Source organism: Pedobacter rhodius (genome assembly GCF_027213645.1).
In the GTDB taxonomy this organism is placed as follows: domain Bacteria; phylum Bacteroidota; class Bacteroidia; order Sphingobacteriales; family Sphingobacteriaceae; genus Pedobacter; species Pedobacter rhodius.
In genome coordinates, this window is record NZ_JAPWGL010000001.1 from 326609 (window position 1) to 350967 (window position 24359).

Annotated in this window: 22 protein-coding genes; 11 read left to right on the plus strand and 11 right to left on the minus strand. The window is 37.1% G+C overall.

Features of this window, described 5'->3' with window-relative positions:
* Positions 1-71 precede the first annotated feature (71 nt).
* Positions 72-3452, plus strand: a complete 3381-nt coding sequence (locus O0931_RS01570) for a DEAD/DEAH box helicase (RefSeq protein WP_269413809.1) — start codon at positions 72-74, stop codon at positions 3450-3452.
* 252 nt (positions 3453-3704) lie between these two features.
* On the opposite strand, the gene O0931_RS01575 is transcribed toward O0931_RS01570, so the two are convergent.
* The 4 genes from O0931_RS01575 to O0931_RS01590 form a co-directional block, all read right to left on the minus strand.
* Positions 3705-4526, minus strand: a complete 822-nt coding sequence (locus O0931_RS01575; protein WP_269413810.1) for an NAD(P)-binding domain-containing protein — start codon at positions 4524-4526, stop codon at positions 3705-3707.
* A 37-nt stretch (positions 4527-4563) separates the two neighbouring features.
* Positions 4564-5496: an NAD-dependent epimerase/dehydratase family protein gene (locus O0931_RS01580; RefSeq protein ID WP_269413811.1), complete on the minus strand. Its 933-nt coding sequence runs from the start codon at positions 5494-5496 to the stop codon at positions 4564-4566.
* Positions 5497-5613: 117 nt separating this feature from the next.
* Positions 5614-6237, minus strand: a complete 624-nt coding sequence (locus O0931_RS01585; RefSeq protein ID WP_269413812.1) for a Crp/Fnr family transcriptional regulator — start codon at positions 6235-6237, stop codon at positions 5614-5616.
* A gap of 42 nt (positions 6238-6279) precedes the next feature.
* Entirely contained in the window at positions 6280-6861 is a 582-nt protein-coding gene (locus O0931_RS01590) for a thymidine kinase (RefSeq protein ID WP_269414551.1), read from the minus strand.
* Positions 6862-7139: 278 nt separating this feature from the next.
* Here O0931_RS01590 and O0931_RS01595 point away from each other — a divergent pair, with 278 nt between their 5' ends.
* A complete protein-coding gene (locus O0931_RS01595; RefSeq protein WP_269413813.1) occupies positions 7140-7382 on the plus strand; it encodes a hypothetical protein in 243 nt (80 codons plus the stop codon).
* A gap of 170 nt (positions 7383-7552) precedes the next feature.
* Entirely contained in the window at positions 7553-8710 is a 1158-nt protein-coding gene (locus tag O0931_RS01600) for a hypothetical protein (protein WP_269413814.1), read from the plus strand.
* A gap of 101 nt (positions 8711-8811) precedes the next feature.
* On the opposite strand, the gene rodA is transcribed toward O0931_RS01600, so the two are convergent.
* The 7 genes from rodA to purN form a co-directional block, all read right to left on the minus strand.
* Positions 8812-10074: a rod shape-determining protein RodA gene (gene rodA / locus O0931_RS01605; protein ID WP_269413815.1), complete on the minus strand. Its 1263-nt coding sequence runs from the start codon at positions 10072-10074 to the stop codon at positions 8812-8814.
* On the minus strand, positions 10074-12074 hold the full coding sequence (mrdA, locus tag O0931_RS01610) for a penicillin-binding protein 2 (protein WP_269413816.1): 2001 nt from the start codon (positions 12072-12074) through the stop codon (positions 10074-10076). Before mrdA ends, rodA begins: the two co-directional genes overlap by 1 nt.
* On the minus strand, positions 12074-12589 hold the full coding sequence (locus O0931_RS01615) for a rod shape-determining protein MreD (protein ID WP_269413817.1): 516 nt from the start codon (positions 12587-12589) through the stop codon (positions 12074-12076). Before O0931_RS01615 ends, mrdA begins: the two co-directional genes overlap by 1 nt.
* Entirely contained in the window at positions 12589-13494 is a 906-nt protein-coding gene (gene mreC, locus O0931_RS01620) for a rod shape-determining protein MreC (RefSeq protein ID WP_269413818.1), read from the minus strand. The genes O0931_RS01615 and mreC overlap by 1 nt, the downstream gene beginning before the upstream one ends.
* 21 nt (positions 13495-13515) lie before the next feature.
* Entirely contained in the window at positions 13516-14538 is a 1023-nt protein-coding gene (locus O0931_RS01625) for a rod shape-determining protein (RefSeq protein ID WP_056092903.1), read from the minus strand.
* A 163-nt stretch (positions 14539-14701) separates the two neighbouring features.
* On the minus strand, positions 14702-16228 hold the full coding sequence (gene purH / locus O0931_RS01630) for a bifunctional phosphoribosylaminoimidazolecarboxamide formyltransferase/IMP cyclohydrolase (protein ID WP_269413819.1): 1527 nt from the start codon (positions 16226-16228) through the stop codon (positions 14702-14704).
* Positions 16229-16468: 240 nt separating this feature from the next.
* Entirely contained in the window at positions 16469-17047 is a 579-nt protein-coding gene (gene purN, locus O0931_RS01635) for a phosphoribosylglycinamide formyltransferase (protein ID WP_269413820.1), read from the minus strand.
* A 239-nt stretch (positions 17048-17286) separates the two neighbouring features.
* Between purN and rpsT the strand changes: the two genes are divergently transcribed.
* The 8 genes from rpsT (at position 17287) to pheT (ending at position 24359) form a co-directional block, all read left to right on the plus strand.
* Entirely contained in the window at positions 17287-17541 is a 255-nt protein-coding gene (rpsT, locus tag O0931_RS01640; RefSeq protein ID WP_056871313.1) for a 30S ribosomal protein S20, read from the plus strand.
* A 72-nt stretch (positions 17542-17613) separates the two neighbouring features.
* Complete coding sequence (gene radC, locus O0931_RS01645) at positions 17614-18312, plus strand: RadC family protein (protein ID WP_269413821.1); 699 nt, start codon at positions 17614-17616, stop codon at positions 18310-18312.
* Positions 18313-18381: 69 nt separating this feature from the next.
* Entirely contained in the window at positions 18382-19221 is an 840-nt protein-coding gene (locus O0931_RS01650; protein ID WP_269413822.1) for an endonuclease/exonuclease/phosphatase family protein, read from the plus strand.
* Between the two features lie 3 nt (positions 19222-19224).
* On the plus strand, positions 19225-19998 hold the full coding sequence (locus tag O0931_RS01655) for a prolipoprotein diacylglyceryl transferase (protein WP_269413823.1): 774 nt from the start codon (positions 19225-19227) through the stop codon (positions 19996-19998).
* On the plus strand, positions 19991-21385 hold the full coding sequence (locus O0931_RS01660) for a radical SAM protein (RefSeq protein ID WP_269413824.1): 1395 nt from the start codon (positions 19991-19993) through the stop codon (positions 21383-21385). The genes O0931_RS01655 and O0931_RS01660 overlap by 8 nt, the downstream gene beginning before the upstream one ends.
* Before the next feature lies 1 nt (position 21386).
* On the plus strand, positions 21387-21575 hold the full coding sequence (locus O0931_RS01665; protein ID WP_269413825.1) for a hypothetical protein: 189 nt from the start codon (positions 21387-21389) through the stop codon (positions 21573-21575).
* A 6-nt stretch (positions 21576-21581) separates the two neighbouring features.
* Positions 21582-21776 carry a hypothetical protein gene (locus O0931_RS01670; protein WP_269413826.1) on the plus strand — a complete coding sequence of 65 codons (195 nt, stop codon included), beginning with the start codon at positions 21582-21584 and terminating at the stop codon, positions 21774-21776.
* Positions 21777-21959: 183 nt separating this feature from the next.
* Positions 21960-24359, plus strand: a complete 2400-nt coding sequence (gene pheT / locus O0931_RS01675; protein ID WP_269413827.1) for a phenylalanine--tRNA ligase subunit beta — start codon at positions 21960-21962, stop codon at positions 24357-24359.

A 24359-nucleotide genomic window follows, 5' to 3' on the forward strand; every position in this document is an offset into this window, starting at 1 on the left:
TGTTTGAGCGGAAAGGCTTAGCCTTTAAAAATTAAGTTCATGTATTTATTTGCCAAACTGTATTGTATTAAATGAATGAACAAAATCCGGGTGTTGAAACGCAGGCAAATAATCCTTATGATTATATCTTAACGGATTTTAACCTGAAAAACCTGAGTGGCTTATTCATTTTAAAGCATTTGAATCAACAGGTTTATACAGATGTTAAAGGCTTTTTCGATATATACCCGGAGCAAATAGAAATTAATTTTGCTGCATTTAGCCATGAAGCTGCGACTTTGCCTTTCCCGGTTGTACAAGTTCAGCAAAATGAAAATTCGGTTAAATTATCTTGCAGATGTGATACGCCCAAAAATAAACTTTGTGCGCACCAGGCGCAGGTTTTGTACAATATTTTACAAAGGCAGGATTTATTAATTTTCTTTGATGAGCACCTGCGCAAACAAAAACTTACAAAAATTGCGGTAGATTATGGCCTGGAACAAGAAAACAATCTCGACGAATTGTTTAATCTGAAATTTGAAAATGACTGCCTGACCATTAAACCTAAAATAGCCACCTTGCAGGCTTTCGATACGGAAGCACAGCAAAATCTAAAGGCTGTTTTACTACCGTCAAAAAATAAGATTCCTTTAACTAACCCACAGGATACCGGAAGTATGATCCTGGTGTTAAGCAACCACAGGTATTACGGTCACTTAACAATCGGGTTATTTAATGCAAGATTAAGTAAAAATGGAAAAGCGAAGAATCCGTTTAAAGCAATTAATCCGGCAGATTTAGTTTTTAAAACGGAGGATAATGCTGAACTCAAGTATTACAGCGGAATTGCTAAATTTCAAAATAATTACACAACTGAAAACATCGATGCAGAACTGGATGCTTTAAAGGCCGTTGTCAAAAACCCTCTAAATATTCCGGTTTATTTACACGATAAGACAACGTCAGCAAATATTCAGGCCTCGTCGGTAATACCTGTTAAACTCCATGTTTTAAACTTGGATTTGCGTTTGGCCGTTAATCAGAAGGATGATTTTTTTGAGATCAACGGCCGTTTGATTATTAACGGAAATCCTTATTCTTTGGATAATCTGCAAATAAGATATAACTATTTTGTACAACTAAATGACCAGCTTTACCTTTTGGCAAATGCTGATTTAATTAAGGTAATCGGTTTTTTTATAAAACAAAGCAACAGGCTGGTTATTCATAAAAGCAAGTATCCGGAGTTTCAGAAAAATATTTTAATTCAACTGGAACGTAACATTCATGTCGATTATTCTTACCTGAGACCCGCTACACCAAGCCAGCTGGAAGAAAAGGGTTTTGATTTGGAAATTGAAAAACTGATTTACCTTTCCGAATCAGAAGATTATATTTTAATTACGCCGGTTATGCGGTATGGAAACCTCGAAATCCCGGTGTTATCGAAAAAGAAAATTCAGGCACAGGATAAATTCGGGAATCTGTTTGCGCTTCATAGAGATGAAGATGCTGAATTGCAGTTTACATCAGAAATTTTAAGGCAGCACCCTTTCTTTTATGACCAGGAAACGAACGATTCTTTTTACCTGCACCGAAAAAGGTTTTTAGAAGAACTCTGGTTTTTAGATGCTTTTGAAGCCTGGAGAAAAAAGGATATTCATATTTTAGGGTTTAACCAGCTTAAAAACAATAAGCTTAATCCGCATAAAGCCGACATCAATATTGAAGTTTTAAGCGGAACGGATTGGTTCGAAACTAAGGTAAAAGTAAAGTTTGGGAAACAAAACGTGGCACTGAAGCACCTGCATAAATCAATCAGGAACAAAAGTAAATTTGTTACGCTTGATGATGGTACACAGGGCATTTTACCTGAGGAATGGATTAAGAAATTTACGGATTATTTCTCTGCTGGTGAAATTGTAGAAGATACATTGCTTACCCATAAGATTAAATATGCTTCGATAAATGATTTGTATGAAGATGCCCTACTTGACGGCAAAATCAGGAATGAACTTAAAAATTTTAAGCAGAAATTTGAAGGCAACAATTTTATTCAGGAAGTTGAAACGCCAAAAGAACTGAACGCTATGCTCCGTGGCTACCAGAAAGATGGTTTAAACAGGCTTAATTTTTTAGATGATTTTAATTTCGGTTCGATATTGGCCGATGATATGGGTTTGGGGAAAACCATTCAGGTTTTGGCTTTTATTTTATCGCAGCGAAAAAAAGTTAAGCATAATACAAATCTCGTGGTTGTTCCGGCGTCTTTAATTTTTAACTGGAAAGCGGAGGTTGAAAAATTTGCACCATCGATAAAAGTGAAAACGATTTATGGTTCTGAAAGGATTAAGCATACAGGCGATTTTGAAAATTTCGAAGTTGTTTTAACCTCTTATGGGACTTTACTTTCAGATATCCGTTTTTTAAAAGACTATTATTTTAATTACATTTTTCTTGATGAATCTCAAAACATCAAAAATCCTGAATCACAACGTTACAAAACCGTAAGGATGCTTCAATCTAGAAATAAGGTTGCATTAACCGGAACACCGGTCGAGAACAATACTTTTGATTTATATGGGCAATTGTCTTTCGCTTGTCCGGGTTTATTTGGAAGCAAACAACAATTTGCCGATTTATATTCTACGCCGATTGATCAGTTTAAAGACAGTAAAAGAGCTGCGGAATTGCAGAAAAAGATTCGCCCTTTTATTTTAAGGAGAACAAAGGAACAGGTTGCAAAAGAATTACCTGATAAAACAGAGATTATTTTATACTGTGAAATGGGAGCGGAGCAACGCGAGGTTTACGAGGCAAATAAAAAGGAAATTCAGGATTACATTCAGGGTAAAACTGAAGATGAGTTGCCTAAAAGCTCAATGCATGTTTTGAAAAGCATCACCAGGTTAAGGCAGATCTGCAATTCTGCAGCTTTACTGGCTGATGGAAAATCTTATTTGCAGGCATCTTCTAAAATTGACGTACTTATAGAGCAAATTGAAGCCAAAGCAGGTAATCATAAAATTCTGGTATTCTCACAATTTGTAACCATGCTCGATTTAATAAAAAAACAGCTTGAAATAAAAGGTGTTAAATACGAGTACCTGACGGGGCAGACTAAAAACAGGCAGGAAGTTGTACAGTCATTTCAACAGAATGCTATTCCTGTTTTTCTAATCAGTTTAAAAGCGGGTGGAACAGGCCTGAATTTAACGGAAGCAGACTATGTTTATTTGGTAGATCCATGGTGGAACCCCGCAGTAGAGAATCAGGCTATTGACCGGGCTTACCGCATCGGGCAGCATAAAAATGTTATGGCCGTACGACTGATTTGCCCAGATACGATTGAGGAGAAAATTATGAAGCTTCAGCATGTTAAAAAGGATTTGGTAAAAGATTTGATTCAAAGTGAGGGTGGAGCTTTTAGGAATTTAACGAAGCAGGAATTACTGGGTTTGTTGAGGTAGATTTCATTTTCCCGCAGATTTTCGCAGATAAGGAGCGCAGATTTCCGGGGATTAAATTTTTTATGGGGTTTGTAATCGCAGGCGTAAATTAGTTAAGCGCTATTGTTGAATTTATTTCCCGCAGATTTTCGCAGATAAGGAAAGCAGGTTTTCGCAAAATAAAAAGGCTTTAATAATTCTAAAATTATCTTTGATATTAGAAAGTAAAATCAGCGTATACCTGCGGGAAATCTTCTATTTGATTCATCTGCGTTAAATCCTTACCTCAAACCGGTAATTTAAAAACTCCGGAACATTTATGCTTTCTACAATTTTCCAGTTTATTTTTTCTTCAAGAAACTCCGGTTCTGTTAATCCTGAATCTTTTGCGGCCTTGGTATAAAAGTCTTTTTTGTTTGGATGCAGTGGCGCGCATGCATTATACGTTTTTCCGAAGGCTTCTTTTTCAAGCAGCTTTATTGCAAGTCCGACAGCATCAGTCTGATGGATTAAATTTACCGGCGCAAGGCCATTTGGAATAGCTGTTTTACCGGCAAAAAATCTTCCCGGATTTCTATCGGGACCAATTAAACCCGCAAAGCGGATAACGGTAAAATCATCTGGATGATATTTCTTTAAAATTTGCTCTGCCAATAAAACAACTTTTCCGGAATCCGTATCGGGATTAGTTTGGCTGTTTTCGTTTACCACTTTGTTCTCGTCACCGTAAACACTTGTCGAACTGATTAAAATGACTTTACAGGTTTTCCCTTTAGCGGCTTCTAAAATGGCTTTAACCTTATCAGGATATTCATATAACTCATTCGAGTTCCTCTTTGGTGGGATACAAACAAAAAGTACATCCGCTTTAAAAAAAGTATCATCTGCCAGTATGCGCTCAGCAGTAATGTTAATTAAGAAAGGATTGATCTGGTTTTCTTTAAGCAATTGAAGTTTTTGAGGCGTAGTTATAGATCCGTTAACCGCATAACCTTTGTTAACCAGATCTTTCGCCAGCGCCAATCCAAACCAGCCACAACCTAAAATAGAAACCTTCTTAATAATGCCCTTATTCACTTTTGTATCTGAACTCATATTTTTCAAAGGTACGCAGTTCCAATACAAATAATTGCTAATCCTGCTTCTTATACATGGTTTTTGATAATTTTAAAATACCATCGTAATAATTCGTTGTTTTAAAATTGAACGCTTTTTCAAATTTTGTAGAGTCGAAATGGTAGTCGTTTTCGTATTGATAATACATTTCTACCGTGCCTGCCACAACTTTTTTAAACAAACCAACCAGACGTAGCATCAACTTATTAATTGTAGTGTATTTAGGTTTGGTTTCGTAGATCTGAGCTGAAATTTCCAGAAAATCTTTTCCTTTTAGCGGAGGCGCAGTAGGTAAATGCCAAATTTGGTTGCCGGAATCAGGGTTTTGGCCTAATAAGAACATGGCTTTGGCCGCATCTTCAACATATGTAAAACTGTGCAGTTTATCAGGATTCCCGATCCACTGTGCACCCTTCTTGTTTGCGAATTTATCCAAAACCATCATATCAAAGAAACTGTTCATCGAGTCTGCGCCATAAAAATCTGCTGCACGGGCAATGGTTACATTAATATTCCCTGCGATACTTTCGGACATTAATTGGTCTGCTATCTTTGCTCTAACCTTACCTTTTAAACTTATTGGATGATAGGGCGTTTGCTCCGTCATAGGGCCATTTACCTGGCCATACATGTAAACGTTATCAAAAAAGATTAGTCTTGCGCCTGCGATTTTGCATAAATTAATTACATTTTGAATGATAACCGGCCATTGTTCCTGCCAGATTTTAACATCGTAAACCAATCCTGCGCAAAGGTAAATTATGGTTGACCCTTCTGCTGCCTTAAATAGCGCTTCCTGGTTTAGCAAATCTGCTTTAATCCAGCTTACATTGCGATTGTTTGTCGAAACTTGTTTTCTACTTATAAGTCGGACAGTTTGATTATCGGCTATTAATTCTTTGGTTAGTGCGTTTGCTATTGGCCCGCCAGCTCCTAATATGGTGTGCATATTTCTTTTATTTTGATTAAATCAAAGGTAAAGCACCGGTTAGATTGAAATCGTTAACAAAAGATAAGGAATAAGTATTTTACGATTTAATAAATAGTTGTTTTTAGCGTGACTGTTTTATTTCGACAACGTTCGTTTGCGGATGCGTGAAAGTGAAACGGGTGTAATACCCAAGAAATTGGCGATAAAGTGCTGCGGTACGCGTTGGAAAATATCAGGGCGTGTTTTTTCGATTGCGGTGTAACGTTCTTCAGGACTTTGGAGGATAAAAGAAGTTACCCGATCATCGTAACAGCAGATGTAATATTCTGCAATTAAACGACCAAAACGTTCTATTTTTAACCCTAACAATTGATTATCTAACATTTTTTGAAAATTATTATGCGAGATTAATATCAACTGCGTTTCTTCTAAAGCCTGAATGTAATTTGTGCTGGGCGTGCGCTTTATAAAACTTTTGTACGAACTTGCAAATTCGTTTTCAAAACTGAAATAACCCGTAATTTCTTGTCCGTCTTTATCATGGTAGTAGCGAACTGCGCCTTTAACAATAAAAGCCATGTAATCGCAAACTTTGCCTTCAACAGCAAAATATTCTTTTTTATTTAGGGTAGAAAAATTAAGATATTGGGTAAGCGCTTCCCACTCTAAGTCGCTGAAAGTTACAAATTGTGCTATCCCTGCCCTAAATACATTAATTTGAAGCTGCTTATCCATATCAGGAATGAAATAACTACCCATTAAATAATTGAAAGTTAACAATTAAACAATTCACCAGCCCACCTAACCCTTGTCCAAATTATAACAAGCTCTGCAACGGGGTTCGTAGCTTTCCTTTTCGCCCAACAAAACGGTCGATTCATCGGCTACCGTGCGATAACTGTATAAGGCAGGATTACCACAGCAAACACAAACTGCATTTACCTTGGTAACATGCTCGGCAATGGCCATCAAGGAAGGCATCGGACCGAAAGGTTTACCTGTAAAATCCATATCCAGGCCGGCAACAATAACCCTGATGCCTTTCATGGCAAGTTTATTGCAAACGTCGGGTAGTTCATTATCGAAAAACTGGGCTTCATCTATACCGACAACCTGTGTGTTTGCACCTAAAAGTAAAATCGCCGAAGCACTGTCGACCGGTGTAGAATTTATTGAATTTAAATCGTGCGATACGACAGCACTTTCATGGTAACGCGTATCGGTGCGTGGCTTAAAAATTTCGACATTTAATTTAGCAATTTGGGCTCTTTTTAATCGGCGAATTAACTCTTCTGTTTTTCCTGAGAACATAGAACCGCATACAACCTCTATACTTCCCGAAAATTCTCCTCTTCTCCTGAAATTTTGCTCGCTGAATAACATAATTAATTTAAATGCGCTTTGGTTTTCACCAAAAGGAATGTGTTTCAAAGGTATTAAAATATATAGTCAGATATACTATTTCCCAGTTCAAAATGATTGAGTTGATTCTAAATAAAATTGGTGCTGCTCACTTCTAATTGATTTTTAGCAAATTATCTGAAATAATTTTTGCTTTATTTTCATAAAAATCTGATACAGGAGCTATTACGTATTTATTGCATCACATTTATTGGTAATGAGCATAAGTCAGCAAAATAACCTTGTCTCATTTATTTTTTATGGAAAAAAAGGAAGAAATTAAAGCTCTGGATCACTTCCTTTCCAGGGTTAAACAACTTCATGGTTACGGAGATATGAATTCTTATTTATTGGTAAAAGAGTTAAAAAGCATGAATAAAATTTCTGAAATTTCAGAAAATGAAATTATCGAAAATTTTGCTTCGCCAAAAACATGGGATAGTGGTAAGAAAAGTTTAGAAAAAAACATAACGATTGCCATTCATAAAATTTTAAAAGACTAGTTATTATTCATCATCGGTTTGATTTTTCCAATTATTGAAAACAATAAGCAATTTTGGATTGTGTTTAAAATAGGAGCTGATTTTTTATAGATACCGCTTAATATCATTTATTAAGTGTTATTTTTGATAGCCGTAACAACATAATCAGCTAAAAAAACCGTTTAATATTTATGATGAATCAACAAGATATTTTCAGAAAAATAGGTAATATTTTAACCGAACTAAACGAGCAATATCAATTTCTTGCTCAAAATCCTGAAAAACTTAATGAACTGGAATTAGAACTTTTTCTTGCAAATACAGATTTTCTTTCTGATCATGTCAGAATTGTAAAAAAACTGAATACTTTGCTGGAAGAAAAGCACACTTCTGAAACGGATACAAGTTTCCTGCTGCAGGCACAAAATACAATTATACTTCCGGAACAAAATTATAATGAAGTGCCAAAATCTTCTGAAAATACATTGGAGGAAATTGCGGAATCTGAAGAAAAGGAAGAGCGGGTTGATATCATGCCTGAAGAAGAACTCATTGAAAATGAAATCATTCATGAAGAAACGGCTGAAAAGATTTTAGAAAAAGATTTTTTTAAACCCGATCAGGAATCAAATACCTTCGAATTTGTTTTGGGTAATCATAACGACGAAGATAAATTTGATTATGAGGAAAAACCAGTTGATGAAATTTTTGACAGGCCTTTAAGTAAAGCAGAGGAGGAAATTCTGGCACAGAAGAAAAGAATTCATGAAAAAGAACAGGCGCCTCTAAAATACGAACCTGTTGCCACTGATGAAGACGAAATCGGACCCGAACCTTTTTTAATCGCTAACGAACAGGAACATACCACTAATGATCCGGAAGTAGAATCATTTTTCGAACAGCAAGAATCAAAACCAATTGAATCGCTGAAGAATGTAGATCTCGATGAGGAAATAATTTCTCCTCCTCTGGTTAATGAGCGCCCTGCGTTTATTCCACATGCTGTCCCTGTACAACCGGCGGTGCAGCCAATTTCATCAAACCCAGCCCCATCTTTAAATGATTTACTTGCCAAAACAAATAGTCACTCAAATGAACCTGTTGCGGCACCGATTTCAGATCTAAAACAGGCCATCAGTTTAAACGAGAAATTACTTTTTATAAAAGATTTGTTCAGTGGCTATAATATGGCTTATTCCGAGGCATTGGATATTGTAAATAAAATGCCAAACTTCGAATCTGCTGATACTTTTTTGCAAAATAATTATGCGGTAAAAAACAATTGGGCAACCAAGCAATCTACAGTCGACCAGTTTTACGAATTATTAAACAGAAGGTTTAGTAAGTAAGATTAAGGAGCAAAGAACACAGATAAAGGATAAAAGATTAGGTATTTTATCAGGCCTAAGATTAGTGTCTTTATTCTTTGCTCTTTTATCTTTTAACCTGACTAAATAAAGCCCATTCTATTTGAATCGAGTTTTAAAAAGATAAAAAGCAATATGGTAAAACTCCATAAAGAAGAACCGCCGTAACTGATAAAAGGAAGTGGAATGCCAATAACCGGGATAATACCAATCGTCATCCCGATATTAATAAATACGTGGAAAAATAAAATACAGGCAACACTATACCCATAAACCCTCGAAAAGGTAGAACGTTGCCTTTCTGCCAGGTTTACCAGTCTTAATAACAGGAAAACATATAAACCAATTACAACTGCACAGCCTATAAAGCCCCATTCTTCTCCGATGGTGGAAAAAATAAAATCGGTACTTTGGGCAGGTACGTAGCCATATTTGGTTTGGGTACCCTGTAAAAAACCCCTTCCGGTTGCTTGTCCGGAGCCGATGGCTATTTGCGACTGAATGACATTATACCCTGCACCCTTATTATCTGTTTTGAGACCCAACATCAGTTCAATACGATTGCGCTGATGTGGCTGAAGTATTTTATCATAGGCTATTTTAACCAGGAAAAGATAACCTATTGCAATCAGGGTGACAAAAACGGTTGTAATAATTAACTTCTGTTTTCTTTTGTTTGCGTAAATAAAAAGTCCGCTAATCGTAAGTAAAATAATAATCAGGATAGAAACCGGTACTAGGAAATCGGCAACAAAAAGTACAATCATTCCTAAAAAAATTAACAGGAAATAACCCGATAAGCCTTCCCGGTATAAGGGAAACATGAAAGCGAGAAACACCAACGCAGAACCGGTATCGGGCTGCATCATAATTAATAATAAAGGAACTGCTACAATGATGCCGGCAATAAAAATCGATTTAAAGTCCCTGAATTTCGGATTGAATGTACTTACATACCTCGCTAAAACGAGTGCTGTACCGAATTTGGCAAATTCCGAAGGCTGAAGTCTGAAGGAACCTATCGGAATCCAGGCCTGGTTACCGCCAACATTCCGGCCGACAAATAAAACGGCCAACAACAGAATTAACGTTATTCCGTAGATGAAAGGCGCAAACACATTAAAAAGCCGTCCATCAAATAATAAGATGGATAAACCTAAAACCAGACCGGAAATTACATAAATCAGCTGCTTGCCATAGCTGCTTGAAAAATCAAATGCTGTAGCGGTATCAGGATGTGGAATAGATGCGTAGATGTTTGTAAAACCAATAACACAAAGTGCGATGTAAATTAACACCGCAATCCAATCTACGTTAAAGAAAAACCTGTTGCCTTGTTGTTGCATTACTTTTTATTTTCGTCAGGTTTTATGATTACATTATTTTTTTTAGCCAGCTTTGCGGAAAAAGCCCGCTTAGCAGTGGCTGTTTTTAATTTTAAACTATCATTGAGGCGTTTAAGTGAATCGGTTTTCCTGATAATTAAACTATCCGCTTTGGTAAGTTTAAGTTTTTTACTTTTATCGATTAGCAGCGGTAAAAGGTTTTGATTTTTCATCCATTCAACCTGACTTGCTCTTGCACCGGAAACCTGACCGGTGAGGTATTTTTCGACCATATAACTCGCTATAGGTGCTGCATAGGTACTTCCGTAGCCTGCATTTTCTACAATTACAGCAATAGCGATTTTAGGATTATCCCTTGGGGCAAAACCGATAAAAACCGAGTGATTTTTTCCATGTGGGTTTTGAACGGTTCCTGTTTTTCCACACATCAGTATATTTGGAATTCGCGACAATACAGCAGTGCCCCATGGGGTATTTACGCAATCCTGCATGCCATCAATAACAGGTTCGAAATATTTTGCATCCACCCCAACATAATTCTTTTCTACATATTCCTTTTTAATTTTATCGCCCATCGCCCTGATTAAGTGCGGCCTGATGTAATAACCACGGTTAGCTATAATGGCCATTGCGTTTGCAATTTGAAGTGGTGTAGCCGTTATTTCACCCTGGCCAATAGCCTGTGAGATGACTGTTGTGTAACCCCATCTTTTACCATAAATTTTATCGTAGTGATCAGCGTTGTAAAAATAACCTTGTTTTTCGAAGGGTAAGTCGATATCCAGTTTTTGACCGAAACCAAATTTTGCAATTTTATCACGCCAGTCCTGATAAGTCTGGCGCTGGTTTTTCATGCCGTTTTTGGTAATCAGTTTTTGAAAAACATGGCAGAAATAAGTGTTGCAACTTCTTGCGATACCCCGCCGCATACTTATATTTCCATCCACATGTTCGCATTTAACCTTATGGTTTCCGGCCATGTAATACCCTGGGCAATTGAATGTCATGTTTACATCGATTACGCCTTCCTGTAAGCCAAGTAATGCATCAATAGGCTTAAATGATGAGCCAGGAGGGTATTTACCCTGTATTGGCCGTACAAGAGATGGTTTATATGGGTTACCGATTAAATCCATATAATTGTTTCCTTGTCTTTTTCCAACAAGCAGATTCGGATCATAACCCGGACTACTTACAAATGCAAGAATTTCGCCTGATGACGGCTCAATTGCAACAATAGCACCAACCTTATTTTTCATCAGCTCTTCGCCAAGTTTCTGAACCTGAATGTCTATGCCGGAAATAAGTCTTTCTCCTGAAACGGCATTCACATCATATTTACCGTCGGCATAGCTTCCCTGAGGAATGTTTTTGGCATCGTAAACCGTGTTAATAACACCTTTCTCTCCCCTTAGTATTTCTTCATATGAAAATTCCAGTCCGCTTTTACCTTTATAATCACCTGGTTTATAAAAACCTTCTGAACGGGCAATATCAGCACTGTCTACCTCTTTAACATAGCCAAACAATTGCCCGCCAACGCTATCAGGATAGTGGCGGATGGTTCTGTCTTGCGTAGAGAAACCCGGGAAACGATACATAATTTCCTGAAGACGGGCGTAACTTTGAACTGAAATCTGTTTTGAAAAGGGAGTTGCCTGATAATTGGATTTTAATCTTGCCTTTCGAAGGTTTTTTCTGACATCTTCAATGGAAATTTCTAAAGCATTTGCCAGTGCAAGCGTATCGAATGGCTTAACTTCATTTGGTATAACCATTAAATCGTAAACCGGCTCATTTTGAACAATTACCCTCATTTTACGATCCAATATCGCTCCACGTGCAGGGTATTTAAATTTCTTTTTTAGTACATTACTTTCAGCGGCCACAAAGGCTTTATCGCTGATGATTTGAATATAAAAAAGTTTAGACAGTAAAATAATGGCGATTATAATAAACAGACCCTGGATAATATACTTACGATTAAATAATTGCTCCATTAGCGATGTGTTCTTTTATAGAAGATAAACTCTACCAGTAAAATAATAAGTAGTGTAAAGATACAACTTAAGCCGCATCTCATTAAGGTATAACCAATTTCTGTTAACCTGAATGTTTCTAAAAAGAACAAAACAAGGTGATGGGTGATTACGCAAAGAAAAGCATATAAGGCAAACCACTGAAAACCCATGTAGCTTAAAGATGGTTCAGGATCGTCGATGGCATCTTTATTTAAGCTAATGGAAATAAAAGATATTCTGACAAAAGCTAACACCACACAAGCGGTTGCATGAACGCCCATCGTATCATAAAAAGTATCCAGTGTTAAGCCTGTGCCGAACGCTAATAAATACAATAAAATGTTTGGTATGCCGAAGGGCAGCAGCAATAAGAATAATACATAGATAAAAGGTGTGGATAAATCATAAAAGCCCATGTTTTTGAGCAAAAATATTTGCACAAAAAGCAATATAAACCATCTGATGCTATTTACAATTATAACGCTGCTGTTCATTATTTAACCTTAACAGGATTTTCTAAAAGGTCTTGTTCCTTTGCCAATTTATTTTTTATCACATAAACGTATTGCAAGGTGCTGAAATCATTAAATAAATTCAATTCGGCAGATAAAAAATTATCGTTTGTAGCGACATTGGTTTTGCTGAGCCTGCCAACCAGAATGCCTGCAGGAAATTTTCCAAAACCGGAAGTGACTACCGTGTCACCCACACTCATCTTAATGTGATTGGGCACCTCTTTTATAAATGCCTTTCGGATATCGAAATTGTTTTCGCCCCAAACCAGCGAACCTAAAGCATTATTTTTCTTAATAATAACGCTGATTTTAGTGTCTTTATGCAGTAAAGACTGGATGGTTGCAAAATGTTCTGAAACGTCCCTGATAAAACCAACTACACCCCGTTGAGGCGATATTACAGCCATTCCCGTTTCCAGCCCGCTAAGCGTACCTTTATTAATCGTCATTACATTATTTCGTAATGTGATTGAATTTTTTACAACTTTTGCGGCCAGGTAAGTATATTGCTGATTGGTCGTGGTATCAATTACCTTTACATCTTTTGCAGAATCTATTGTAGTTAAACCGAGTAAGGTCGTTTTAAGTTTTGCGTTCTCTGCCGCAAGGCTATCATTAACCATACCCAGGTTTATGTAGCTTTTAAAAACATTAAGCCTTGAATAGGCATTACCAACAACCTCATTCGTAGAATTTAAGGTTACACTGCGTTGATAGGAATTATTTTTAATGGTTAAATAAACGCCAATTAAAAAAAAGATTATAAATAAGAAAAATGCGTTGTATCTGCTTATGAAAATCCAAAGGTTACGCATATCAAGGAGTAAATGGTAAATGGAAGATGTATGATGGGAGATGGAAAAGGGGTTAATTCCATTTTCCATCTTACCTTTTCCATGTTAAATTTATTGCATTAAAAATTTATAGGTACCGATGTTTTTTAGTGCGATGCCGGTTCCGCGAACAACGGCACGAAGCGGATCTTCTGCAACGTGAACTGGTAACTTTGTTTTCGCTGCTACGCGTTTATCTAAACCTCTTAATAACGCACCGCCACCGGTTAAATAAATACCGGTCTGGTAAATATCGGCAGAAAGTTCCGGAGGTGTAATCTCTAATGCTTTTAAAATTGCCTCTTCAATTTTAGAAATTGATTTATCTAAACAATGTGCAATTTCAGTATAAGAAACCGTGATTTGTTTTGGAACACCCGTCATTAAATCACGACCCTGAACGGCGAAGTCAGCAGGAGCATCCTGTAATTCAGGCAAAGCAGCACCAACTTCAATTTTAATTTTCTCCGCAGTACGGTCACCAATCATAATGTTGTGCTGGCGACGGATGTAATTCACGATATCAGAGTCGAAGTTATCCCCTGCAACGCGGATAGATTGATCGCACACAATACCGGATAGCGCAATTACTGCGATTTCAGTAGTACCACCACCGATATCGATAATCATGTTACCCATTGGCTCTTCAACATCAATCCCGATACCAACAGCGGCAGCCATTGGTTCGTGGATTAAATAAACTTCCTTTGCACCGGCAATTTCTGCAGAGTCGCGTACAGCACGTTTTTCAACCTCGGTAATACCTGAAGGAATACAAATCACCATTCTTAACGATGGAAACATCCAGCCTTTACCGCCGTTAAGCATGCGAATCATGCCTTTAATCATCGCTTCAGCAGCATTAAAATCGGCAATTACACCATCCTTTAAGGGGCGAACGGTTTTAATATTGTCATGGGTTTTACCCTCCATTTGCATCGCCTGGCGACCAATGGCGATAACTTTATTTGTCGTACGGTCAAAAGCAACAATTGATGGTTCATCAACCACCACTTTATCATTATGTATAATCAGGGTATTCGCTGTTCCCAAATCTATGGCAACCTCTTGCGTAAACCAGTTAAATAATCCCATGTAGAAGGTTCTTTTTCTTTATTTGTTAAATCTATACTATTCCTAATGTAAAAATAGCTTTTTTATTGTTTAGTCAATTAGATTGTTGGTTTTTTAGTTGTTTGGTTTTTTAGTTCAAATAATCTAAACACCGAAACAACCAACCACTTAACAAACTGATCTCCTAATGTTTAAAGTGTCTTACACCAGTAGTAACCATTGCAATGCCTTTTTCATTTGCTTTTGCAACAGAATCGGCATCTTTAATAGAACCACCAGGTTGTAAAACAGCGGTAATGCCTGCTTCAGCAGCAATCTCCACACAATCAGGGAAAGGGAAGAAAGCATCAGAAGCCATTGAACTCCCTTTAACACTGAATCCGAAAGAAGCGGCTTTTTCAATTGCCTGCCTCAAAGCATCAACGCGAGAGGTCTGACCAACACCACTTGCAATTAATACATCGTCCTTCACTAAAACAATAGTGTTTGATTTGGTGTGTTTTACAATTTTATTTGCGAAATATAAGTCTTTTAATTCTTGTTCTGTAGGTGCTTTCTCTGTCACAGTAATCATTTGCTCCGGACCTTCGATAATCAAATCTTTATCCTGTTCAATCACACCGTTTAATAAAGTTTTAAATTGTTTTTTACTTAATTCAACTTCATTGCGTTTTAAGATGACGCGGTTTTTCTTTTTGCTGAATAATTCAATGGCTTCAGGCTGGTAAGATGGCGCAATTAAAACCTCGAAAAACAGGTTGTTAATTTCCTGAGCGGTTTCTAAATCTACTTCAACATTGGTAATTAAAACACCACCGAAAGCTGAAACCGGGTCGCAGGCTAAAGCATCTATCCAGGCTTGTTTTACGGTAGGGCGTGATGCAATACCACAAGCGTTCGTGTGTTTTAAGATGGCAAAAGTCGGGTCTTCAAACTCATCGATTAAAGCAACTGCGGCATCTACATCCACTAAATTATTGTAAGAAAGTTCTTTTCCGTTTAATTTGGTGAACATAGCATCTAAATCACCATAAAATACACCACCCTGATGAGGGTTTTCGCCATAACGCAAGGTTTTCGCTTCCGTTACACTTTGTTTAAAAACGTCGAGCGGTTCTTCCGCATTGAAGTAGTTGAAAATTGCGGTATCGTAATGAGAAGAGGTATGGAATGCCTTTTTAGCATAAGCCTTACGCTGCGCTAAAGTTGTTTCGCCATTTTGTTCTTCTAATTGTGCTTGTAAAGTAGGGTAATCATTTTTTGATGCAATAATTACCACATCATTAAAGTTTTTGGCTGCGGCACGAATTAATGAAATGCCGCCGATATCGATTTTTTCAATGATTTCTTCCGGCGTTCCACCGGCTTTTACAGTTTCTTCGAATGGGTATAAATCAACAATTACCAAATCAATCTCCGGGATTTCGTATTCCGCGATTTGTTGTTTGTCAACTGCCAAGCCTCTTCGGTTTAAAATGCCACCAAATACTTTTGGGTGAAGGGTTTTAACCCGTCCTCCTAAAATAGATGGATAGCCTGTTAAATCCTCAACCGCTGTAACCGGCAGGTTTAAATCTTTAATAAATTGTTCGGTACCGCCTGTAGAAAATAGTTGCACACCTTGGGCGGCTAACAATTTTACCAATGGTGCTAAACCATCTTTATAATATACTGAAATTAAAGCGTTTTTAATTTTAACGGGTTGACTCATTCTACTGTAAATTTTGAGCCGCAAAGGTAGTAAAACACGATGGTTTTTTTGATAATTTTATGTTTAAAGTCGTAGAAAAGTTAATAATCTTTAATTAAACAATTATTTTAAATGGCTACATGGTAATACCAAAATAGCTAAATATTAGCATAGCCATATATATGCATGCAAACTTGTACTGAGGATAATATATAATGAAAATTAATTCTGGAAAATTAGGCTGCCATCATTTGAATAAAACTATTTCTTAATCTTCTTAACTATACCTTCTATTACGCGTGGGTAATGAAGATGTTCCAATTGCTGCCCTTTAAATTTTACCATCTCTAAATTATCGTTTTTATCGATTTTATATTTAGCCTGATAGATGTATTCACCTTCATCGTAATTTTCATCAACATAATGGATGGTAATTCCGCCTTCGGGTTCACCTGCAGCGATTACAGCATTGTGCACATGGTCGCCATACATGCCTTTGCCTCCAAATTTTGGTAAAATGGCAGGATGGATATTAACTATTCTTCCAGGGTAGGCAGCGATTAAATTTTTTGGAATAAGCCATAAAAATCCGGCAAGTACAATGAAATCTATATCAAGGTTTCTTAATAAATCGATAACATCATCTGTTTTATAGAATTCATGCTTGTCAAAAATATGGCTGGGAATTTCAAAATTATCGGCCCTCTGCAAAACGTAGGCTTCGGCATTATTGGTCAATACCAAAGCGATTTCTATGTCGGTACTTCGTTTGAAGTGCTCCATCAGTTTTTGGGCATTGGACCCCGAACCTGAAGCAAAGATGGCTATTCGTTTTTTCACTCAAAATTCATTTTCATCAAAAATAGCATTTTTAAACAGCTAATTTTAATAGAGGCTGTTTTTTATAACATTTATTCGTCATCTGAATCCTAAAATAAATGTATTTTTGAACCGTAAATAACAGGTGAAAAAAAATCAATAAAAAAATTGAAAAGTGTTTTGTAATTTAAAAACATTAATCCTATATTTGCAACCCGAATTATAGGAAACGATTAAGAAAAAATAAAGGCTAAATTAAAATGGCAAATCATAAATCTTCATTAAAAAGAATTAGAGCAAACGCTACAAAACGTTTACGTAACAGATATCAGGCAAAAACTACACGTACTTTTATTAAGAGATTACGTGCAGCAGAAGATAAAAAAACTGCTTCAGATTTATTGCCTAAAGTAATTTCGATGTTAGATCGTTTAGCTAAGAAAAACGTTATCCACAAAAACAAAGCAGCTAATAATAAATCAAAATTAACGAAATTCGTTAACGGTTTAAAATAAGCTAAATTTTTACGATATTAGTGAAGGCATCCCAACCAAAAGTTGGGATGCCTTTTTTTTTATCTGAAAAATATGGGAAATTACGAACAAAAAATCGGCATAAAACTTTGGGCTGAGGAAGACCGGCCCAGGGAAAAATTATTGTTAAACGGAAGGAGGCATTTAACGGACGCGGAGCTTATCGCCATTTTAATAGGGTCGGGCAATAAAAATGAAACCGCCGTGGGTTTAAGTAAACGCATTTTAAGTTTTTACGAAAATAACCTGATCAAACTCGGTAAAGCCTCCATTTCAGAACTTTCTAAATTTAAAGGTATTGGAGAAGCTAAAGCGATTTCCATTGTGGCCGCACTCGAATTGGGCTTAAGACGTAATGAAAATTCAGATGATGAAACCATCCGGTTTACGGCTTCAAGTGATGTTTATAAATACATGCACCGTACTTTTGCGCACCTCAATCATGAAGAATTTTGGATTTTACTCCTGAACCGGTCAAATAAAATTATCGGTAAATACCTTATCAGTAAAGGCGGGCAGGCAGGAACTGTAGCAGATCCTAAAATTATCTTCAAGATAGCTTTAGAAAATAACGCCGCCAATATTATTTTGGCACATAATCATCCTTCCGGGAATTTAAAGCCCAGCGAAAGCGACAATAAATTAACAAGAAATTTGGCCGCCTCAGGTATCATGCTAAACTTGTATGTTGTAGATCACCTCATTTTTACGGATAGCGGATATTACAGCTATAAAGATGAAGGGTTACTGTAAATTTAATCAGCACCAATAACTTAACAATAAATCAATCGGAGGCAAAGAACATTTTTGTAATTTGGTCGCATGAAAACGTTTATAACTTTCGCATTTTACTTGTGTTTTAGTCTTGCAATTTTTGCCCAGAAAAAACAAACTCCGATTAATATAATTACTTATAACATTCGCTACAATAACCCGGGTGATGGTATAAATGCCTGGCCAAACCGAAAAGATAATGTGAAGGCTTTGGTTAAATTTCATGATGCCGATATTCTTTGCGTACAGGAAGCATTGGCAGAGCAGTTTGATGCTTTAAGCGAAAATACAAATTTTGATTTTGTAGGTGTTGGCCGCGATGATGGTAAACGCAAAGGTGAATTCTCCGCTGTTTTTTTCGATAAAACCAGATTTACTAAACAAGATGGTGGCACGTTCTGGTTATCTGAAACACCCAATGTACCGTCAAAGGGTTGGGATGCGGTTTTGCCAAGAATTTGCAGCTGGGTTAAGCTTTACGATAAGCTGAATAAGCAGGAATTTATTGTTTTTAATACCCATTATGATCATGTTGGTGTAAAAGCACGAATAGAATCAGCAAAACTAATCAAACAAAAGATTCAGGAGATTGCACCGAATTTACCGGTAATTTACACCGGCGATTTAAACGTTACGCCGGAAACCGAAGCTATTGCGACTATAAAATCTTTCCTTCAGGATGCAAAGGAGATTTCGACTGAAACACCGTACGGACCATCAGGCACATTCAACGCTTTTGATTTTAATAGTGAGTTGAAAAACCGTATTGATTATATTTTTGTAAATAAAGGCTTTAAAGTTCAAAAGTTTGCTGTACTTAGCGATAGTAAAGATAAGAGCTATTTTTCGGACCATTTGCCTGTTTTTGTAAGGCTTTTCTTTAAATAATTATTGAGCACGAACCATCTATTTCCTTTTCAATTTCAGTTCTTTGGTGAATATTACCACTATCATTACATTTTCGAAACGCTGGCTTTTATAATTGGTGTCAGGGTTTACTATTATCTAAAGAAGGGTACTGTCGATCCGATTTCGGATGAAAATCGTTTGTGGATAATGCTTGGTGCAATGCTTGGTGCTTTAATCGGCTCGAGGTTTATCGCAATCCTGGAAACACCCGGTCAATTAAATCATATAACTTTTTTTACCCTCTACCAAAGTAAAACCATTGTTGGAGGTTTACTCGGCGGTCTTTTTGGTGTCGAATTAATAAAGAAAATTATTGGTGTCAATATTGCTTCGGGCGATTTATATGTGGTGCCAATTATCATCGCTCTGCTTATTGGTAGGGTAGGCTGTTTTTCAATGGGGATCGATGAACCGACTTATGGGCTGCCAACTACTTTTTTTGCAGGAATGGATTTAGGTGATGGCATTAAAAGACACCCAATCATGCTCTATGAAATGTTGTTTTTAATAATATTGTTGATGCTTTTCAAATTTCTTAAAAATAAAGTCATGTTAAACGGTGATCGTTTTAAACTTTTAATGGTATTGTATTTTCTTTTTCGTTTTTTAATTGAATTTATTAAACCTTACGAGCCATTATTCTTAAATTTAAGCAGTATTCATTGGTCGGCAATATTTATTGTTCTTTATTATTATAAATTCATAATAAGAACATTAAAGTCTGCTTTCACTGAACGAACAAAAGAACATGGCTAATACAAGAGATTATATTTACTACGATTATACAAAAAGCCTTTGCCCTGAATGCCTTATGCTTTGCGATGCAAAAATTGTTTTTCAAGATGCTAAGGTTTTTATGCTGAAGAACTGTAAAACACACGGTGATAGTAAGGTGATGATTGCTGATGATGTGGAGTATTACAAGCAGATAAGGAATTACAACAAGCAATCCGAAATGCCGCTTAAGTTTAATACCAAGGTGCATTATGGCTGCCCTTACGATTGTGGTTTATGTACCGATCATGAGCAGCACTCCTGTTTAACCGTTATCGAAGTTACCGACCGGTGTAATCTTGCATGCCCGACCTGCTATGCAATGTCATCTCCGAATTATGGCAGGCACCGAACATTGGAAGAAATTGAGCGTATGATGGATGTGGTGGTTGCTAATGAAGGTGAGCCGGATGTGGTTCAGTTATCCGGAGGCGAACCCACCGTACATCCCGATTTTTTTGCAATTTTAGATTTGGCCAAAACCAAACCCATTAAGCATTTAATGGTCAACACCAATGGTATCAGAATTGCAAAGGATATAAATTTCGTTGAAAAACTGGCCTCTTATATGCCCGATTTCGAAATTTATTTACAGTTTGATAGTTTTAGTGCCGATGTACTTACGCGTTTAAGGGGAGAGGACCTAACGGAAGTTCGCCGGAAAGCAATTGCAAACCTTAACCATTTTAATGTTTCAACCACATTGGTTGTTACATTGCAAAAAGGATTAAATGATGGCGAAATCGGCGATATAATCGATTATGCCCTGAAGCAGAAATGTGTTCGCGGTGTTACTTTTCAACCCACGCAGGTTGCCGGAAGAAACGATGATTACAACGACCAGGCCGGCAGAATAACGCTTACTGAAGTTCGGAGGAAAATTTACGAACAGTATCCAACCTTCACACCACAGGATTTAATTCCGGTTCCATGCAATCCTGATGCACTTTGCATGGCTTATGCCTTAAAAATCGGCGATGAAGTGATTCCGATGACGCACCTTATAAATCCGGAAGATTTATTAAACAACTCAAAAAACACCATCGTTTTTGAACATGATGAAAAGTTGAAAGAACACATGCTCAACCTTTTCAGTACCGGTGTTTCGGTAGATTGTGCCGAAGATACTTTCGGTGAACTAATGTGTTGTTTGCCCAGGGTGAAGTCTGATAGCTTGAGTTATGATAATCTTTTTCGTATTATTATAATGAATTTCATGGATCCGCTGGATTTTGATGTCCGGGCGGTCAAGAAATCCTGTGTTCATATTGTGAGTGAGAAATATAAAATTGTTCCTTTCGAAACCATGAATATTTTTTACCGGGATAATAAAATTGATACCATCAGGGCTGAACTAAATATGAAATAGTATGCTGTTTTTTCTTCTTATCCTTTACGGACTGGCTACGGTGGGTTTATTCGTTGCCGGCATAATCATGATGATTGTTGCTGCGTCAAATAATACGCCGTTGAAGCCAGGGCTGAAGTTGCTTATTGCCTCCGTAATTATGGTCATAATTGGTTTTGGCGCATGTGCCGTTATTCTGGCAAACAGTTAATGAAATATGGAGGGCTTCATCATCTATTGGGTTGTTGTTGTGCTTCTTTTTTTAATAGGCATCATTCAACTCATCATAAAATCGGCGAGGAATCAGCCGCTTAAACCTGCGCTGCGCTTAATCATTGCTTCGGTAATTATGCTTGTGATTGGTGCGGGTGCGTGTGCGGTAATTCTGTCTAACCTAACAATTAGTCATTAATCAATTTATTCTGTCAAGATTATAGGTTTAGCTTTCTGCTTTAACCTTTAAATAATATCTTTGCATTTTATAAAATTTGAGTAAGTTTCAAGATTAGTCTTGATACCTGATACTCACTACTTGATACTCATTACTTGATACTCACTACTTGATACTAACTACTCACTACTCGATACTCCAAAAATGAAAATATCATATAACTGGTTAAAACAATTCGTACAGATAGATAAAACACCCCAGGAACTTTCTTTAATTCTGACCAATGTTGGTTTAGAAGTAGAAAGCGTGGATAAAGTTCAGCCTGTAATTGGCGGTCTGGAGGGATTGATTATTGGTGAAGTTTTAACTTGCGTGCAACACCCTAATGCCGACCGTTTACGTGTTACAACCGTAAATGTTGGTGGAAAGGAAAACCTGCAGATTGTTTGTGGTGCGCCAAATGTAGCTGCCGGACAAAAAGTTGTTGTAGCAACCGTTGGTACAACAGTTTACCCTTTAGAAGGCGAACCTTTTAAAATTAAAGAGTCTAAGATACGAGGGGAGGCATCTCAGGGAATGATTTGTGCTGAGGATGAAATTGGCTTGGGCAAATCGCATGATGGAATAATGATTTTACCTTCAGAAACCCAAATCGGGATGCTGGCTAAAGCGCATTTCCAAATGGAGGACGATTATGTTTTCGAAATTGGCTTAACACCAAACCGGGCAGATGCAGCCTCACATCTTGGTGTTGCGAGGGATTTGGCTGCCTATTTCAGAAGTGAATATGAAATGCCCGATTTATCATCATTCAAAATTGATAATGAAAATCTGATTATCCCTGTTGAAGTTGAAGATTTGGCCGCTTGTCCGCGTTACAGCAGTGTAACCATTTCAGGTGTTACGGTAGCTGAATCGCCGGAGTGGTTAAAAGATAAATTAAAAGTTATTGGCTTACGCCCGATTAATAACGTGGTTGATGTTACAAACTATGTTTTACATGGCTTAGGTCAGCCTTTACATGCTTTTGATGCTGACAAAATTAACGGCGGGAAAGTTATCGTAAAAAAAGTAACGGAAGGTACACCATTCTTAACCCTTGATGATGTTGAGCGTAAATTAAGCGCAGATGATTTGATGATCTGCAATGCAGAGGTGCCCATGTGTATTGCAGGCGTTTTCGGTGGCAAAACTTCAGGGGTAGATGCCGGCACTAAAAATATTTTCCTTGAAAGTGCTTACTTTAATTCGGTTTCCGTTCGTAAAACCGCTAAAAGACATGGCCTAAAAACCGACGCTTCTTTCCGCTTTGAACGTGGTACAGACCCAGAGATTCCGGTTACGGCGCTGAAGTATGCAGCGATTTTAATTAAGGAATTAGCCGGTGGCGAAATTTCCTCATCAGTTGCCGATATATATCCAAATCAAATTAAACCTTTCGAGTTTGAGGTAAGCTATACAAACATTAACAAGCTTATCGGCGCAAATATTCCTTCAGCAGAGATTAAACACATTATTACTGCATTGGGTATTTCGGCTACCAATACATCTGATGATACTTTAGCGTTAAGAGTACCATCGTTTAAAGTTGATGTTACCCGCGAATGCGATATCACGGAAGAGGTTTTGCGAATCTATGGATATAATAACATTGCAATTCCTTCGAAAATTAACGCGTCACTTTCTTATACGTCGAAACCTGATAAGGAAAATACGCAAAACGTAATTGCCGATATGCTTACCGCAAATGGCTATGCCGAAATCTGGTGTAATTCGCTCACTAAATCTGCTTACTCTAAAAATTTAGATGAAGCCGTATTTATTTTAAATCCATTAAGCAGTGATTTAAATGTAATGCGTCAGAGTTTGCTGATGCCGGCGCTGGAAAGTGTTGCCTACAATCAAAACCGTAAAAATGCCGATGTTAAGTTTTACGAATTTGGTAAAACCTATCATTTGGTTAATGAACAGTATGTAGAACGCCCAAGGTTACTGCTTTTAGTTTCAGGTGCCAAACAGGGTGAACAGTGGAATCAAAATACAAAATCGACAACCTTTTATAATATGAAGGCTGCGGTTGATGCCATAATTTCCCGTTTGGGCATTTCAAGCTACCAATCGGATGTTTTGCAGGATGAAAACTTTGCATACGGTATTAAATATTTCAGGGGCGATAAAACACTGGTTAGTTTCGGTGCCGCAACTAAAGCCGACCGGAAGCAGGCGGATGTGAATGCTGAAGTTTTCTATGCAGATTTTGACTGGGCCGGATTGCTTGATATCGTGAAAAAAAATAAAATCGTTAATAAAGACGTTTCAAAATATCCGGCGGTGAGACGAGATCTTTCTATGTTGATTGATAAAGAGGTTACATTTGATTTACTGAAAGGAATTGCTTTTAAAACGGATAAAAAACTGATTAAGGAAGTCGGTGTTTTTGATGTTTATGAAGGCGATAAATTACCGGAAGGTAAAAAATCTTATGCCTTGAATTTTATTCTGCAGGATGAAGAGCAAACGCTTACTGATAAGCAAATTGAAAATACCATGCAGAAATTAATTGCTAATTTAACGCAACAAGCGGGCGCAGAAATTAGGAAATAA

Bases quoted from the DNA above. Each gene is read 5' to 3' on its own strand.
- mrdA (WP_269413816.1), bottom strand. From the start codon at position 12,074: ATGGAGCAATTATTTAATCGTAAGTATATTATCCAGGGTCTGTTTATT.
- O0931_RS01585 (WP_269413812.1), bottom strand. From the start codon at position 6,237: ATGGGTAGTTATTTCATTCCTGATATGGATAAGCAGCTTCAAATTAAT.
- O0931_RS01660 (WP_269413824.1), top strand. From the start codon at position 19,991: ATGGCTAATACAAGAGATTATATTTACTACGATTATACAAAAAGCCTT.
- O0931_RS01600 (WP_269413814.1), top strand. From the start codon at position 7,553: ATGATGAATCAACAAGATATTTTCAGAAAAATAGGTAATATTTTAACC.
- O0931_RS01625 (WP_056092903.1), bottom strand. From the start codon at position 14,538: ATGGGATTATTTAACTGGTTTACGCAAGAGGTTGCCATAGATTTGGGA.
- O0931_RS01590 (WP_269414551.1), bottom strand. From the start codon at position 6,861: ATGTTATTCAGCGAGCAAAATTTCAGGAGAAGAGGAGAATTTTCGGGA.
- O0931_RS01580 (WP_269413811.1), bottom strand. From the start codon at position 5,496: ATGCACACCATATTAGGAGCTGGCGGGCCAATAGCAAACGCACTAACC.
- purH (WP_269413819.1), bottom strand. From the start codon at position 16,228: ATGAGTCAACCCGTTAAAATTAAAAACGCTTTAATTTCAGTATATTAT.
- O0931_RS01595 (WP_269413813.1), top strand. From the start codon at position 7,140: ATGGAAAAAAAGGAAGAAATTAAAGCTCTGGATCACTTCCTTTCCAGG.
- O0931_RS01670 (WP_269413826.1), top strand. From the start codon at position 21,582: ATGGAGGGCTTCATCATCTATTGGGTTGTTGTTGTGCTTCTTTTTTTA.
- O0931_RS01575 (WP_269413810.1), bottom strand. From the start codon at position 4,526: ATGAGTTCAGATACAAAAGTGAATAAGGGCATTATTAAGAAGGTTTCT.
- rodA (WP_269413815.1), bottom strand. From the start codon at position 10,074: ATGCAACAACAAGGCAACAGGTTTTTCTTTAACGTAGATTGGATTGCG.
- radC (WP_269413821.1), top strand. From the start codon at position 17,614: ATGGGAAATTACGAACAAAAAATCGGCATAAAACTTTGGGCTGAGGAA.
- O0931_RS01650 (WP_269413822.1), top strand. From the start codon at position 18,382: ATGAAAACGTTTATAACTTTCGCATTTTACTTGTGTTTTAGTCTTGCA.
- O0931_RS01615 (WP_269413817.1), bottom strand. From the start codon at position 12,589: ATGAACAGCAGCGTTATAATTGTAAATAGCATCAGATGGTTTATATTG.
- pheT (WP_269413827.1), top strand. From the start codon at position 21,960: ATGAAAATATCATATAACTGGTTAAAACAATTCGTACAGATAGATAAA.
- rpsT (WP_056871313.1), top strand. From the start codon at position 17,287: ATGGCAAATCATAAATCTTCATTAAAAAGAATTAGAGCAAACGCTACA.
- O0931_RS01665 (WP_269413825.1), top strand. From the start codon at position 21,387: ATGCTGTTTTTTCTTCTTATCCTTTACGGACTGGCTACGGTGGGTTTA.
- mreC (WP_269413818.1), bottom strand. From the start codon at position 13,494: ATGGAAAATGGAATTAACCCCTTTTCCATCTCCCATCATACATCTTCC.
- O0931_RS01570 (WP_269413809.1), top strand. From the start codon at position 72: ATGAATGAACAAAATCCGGGTGTTGAAACGCAGGCAAATAATCCTTAT.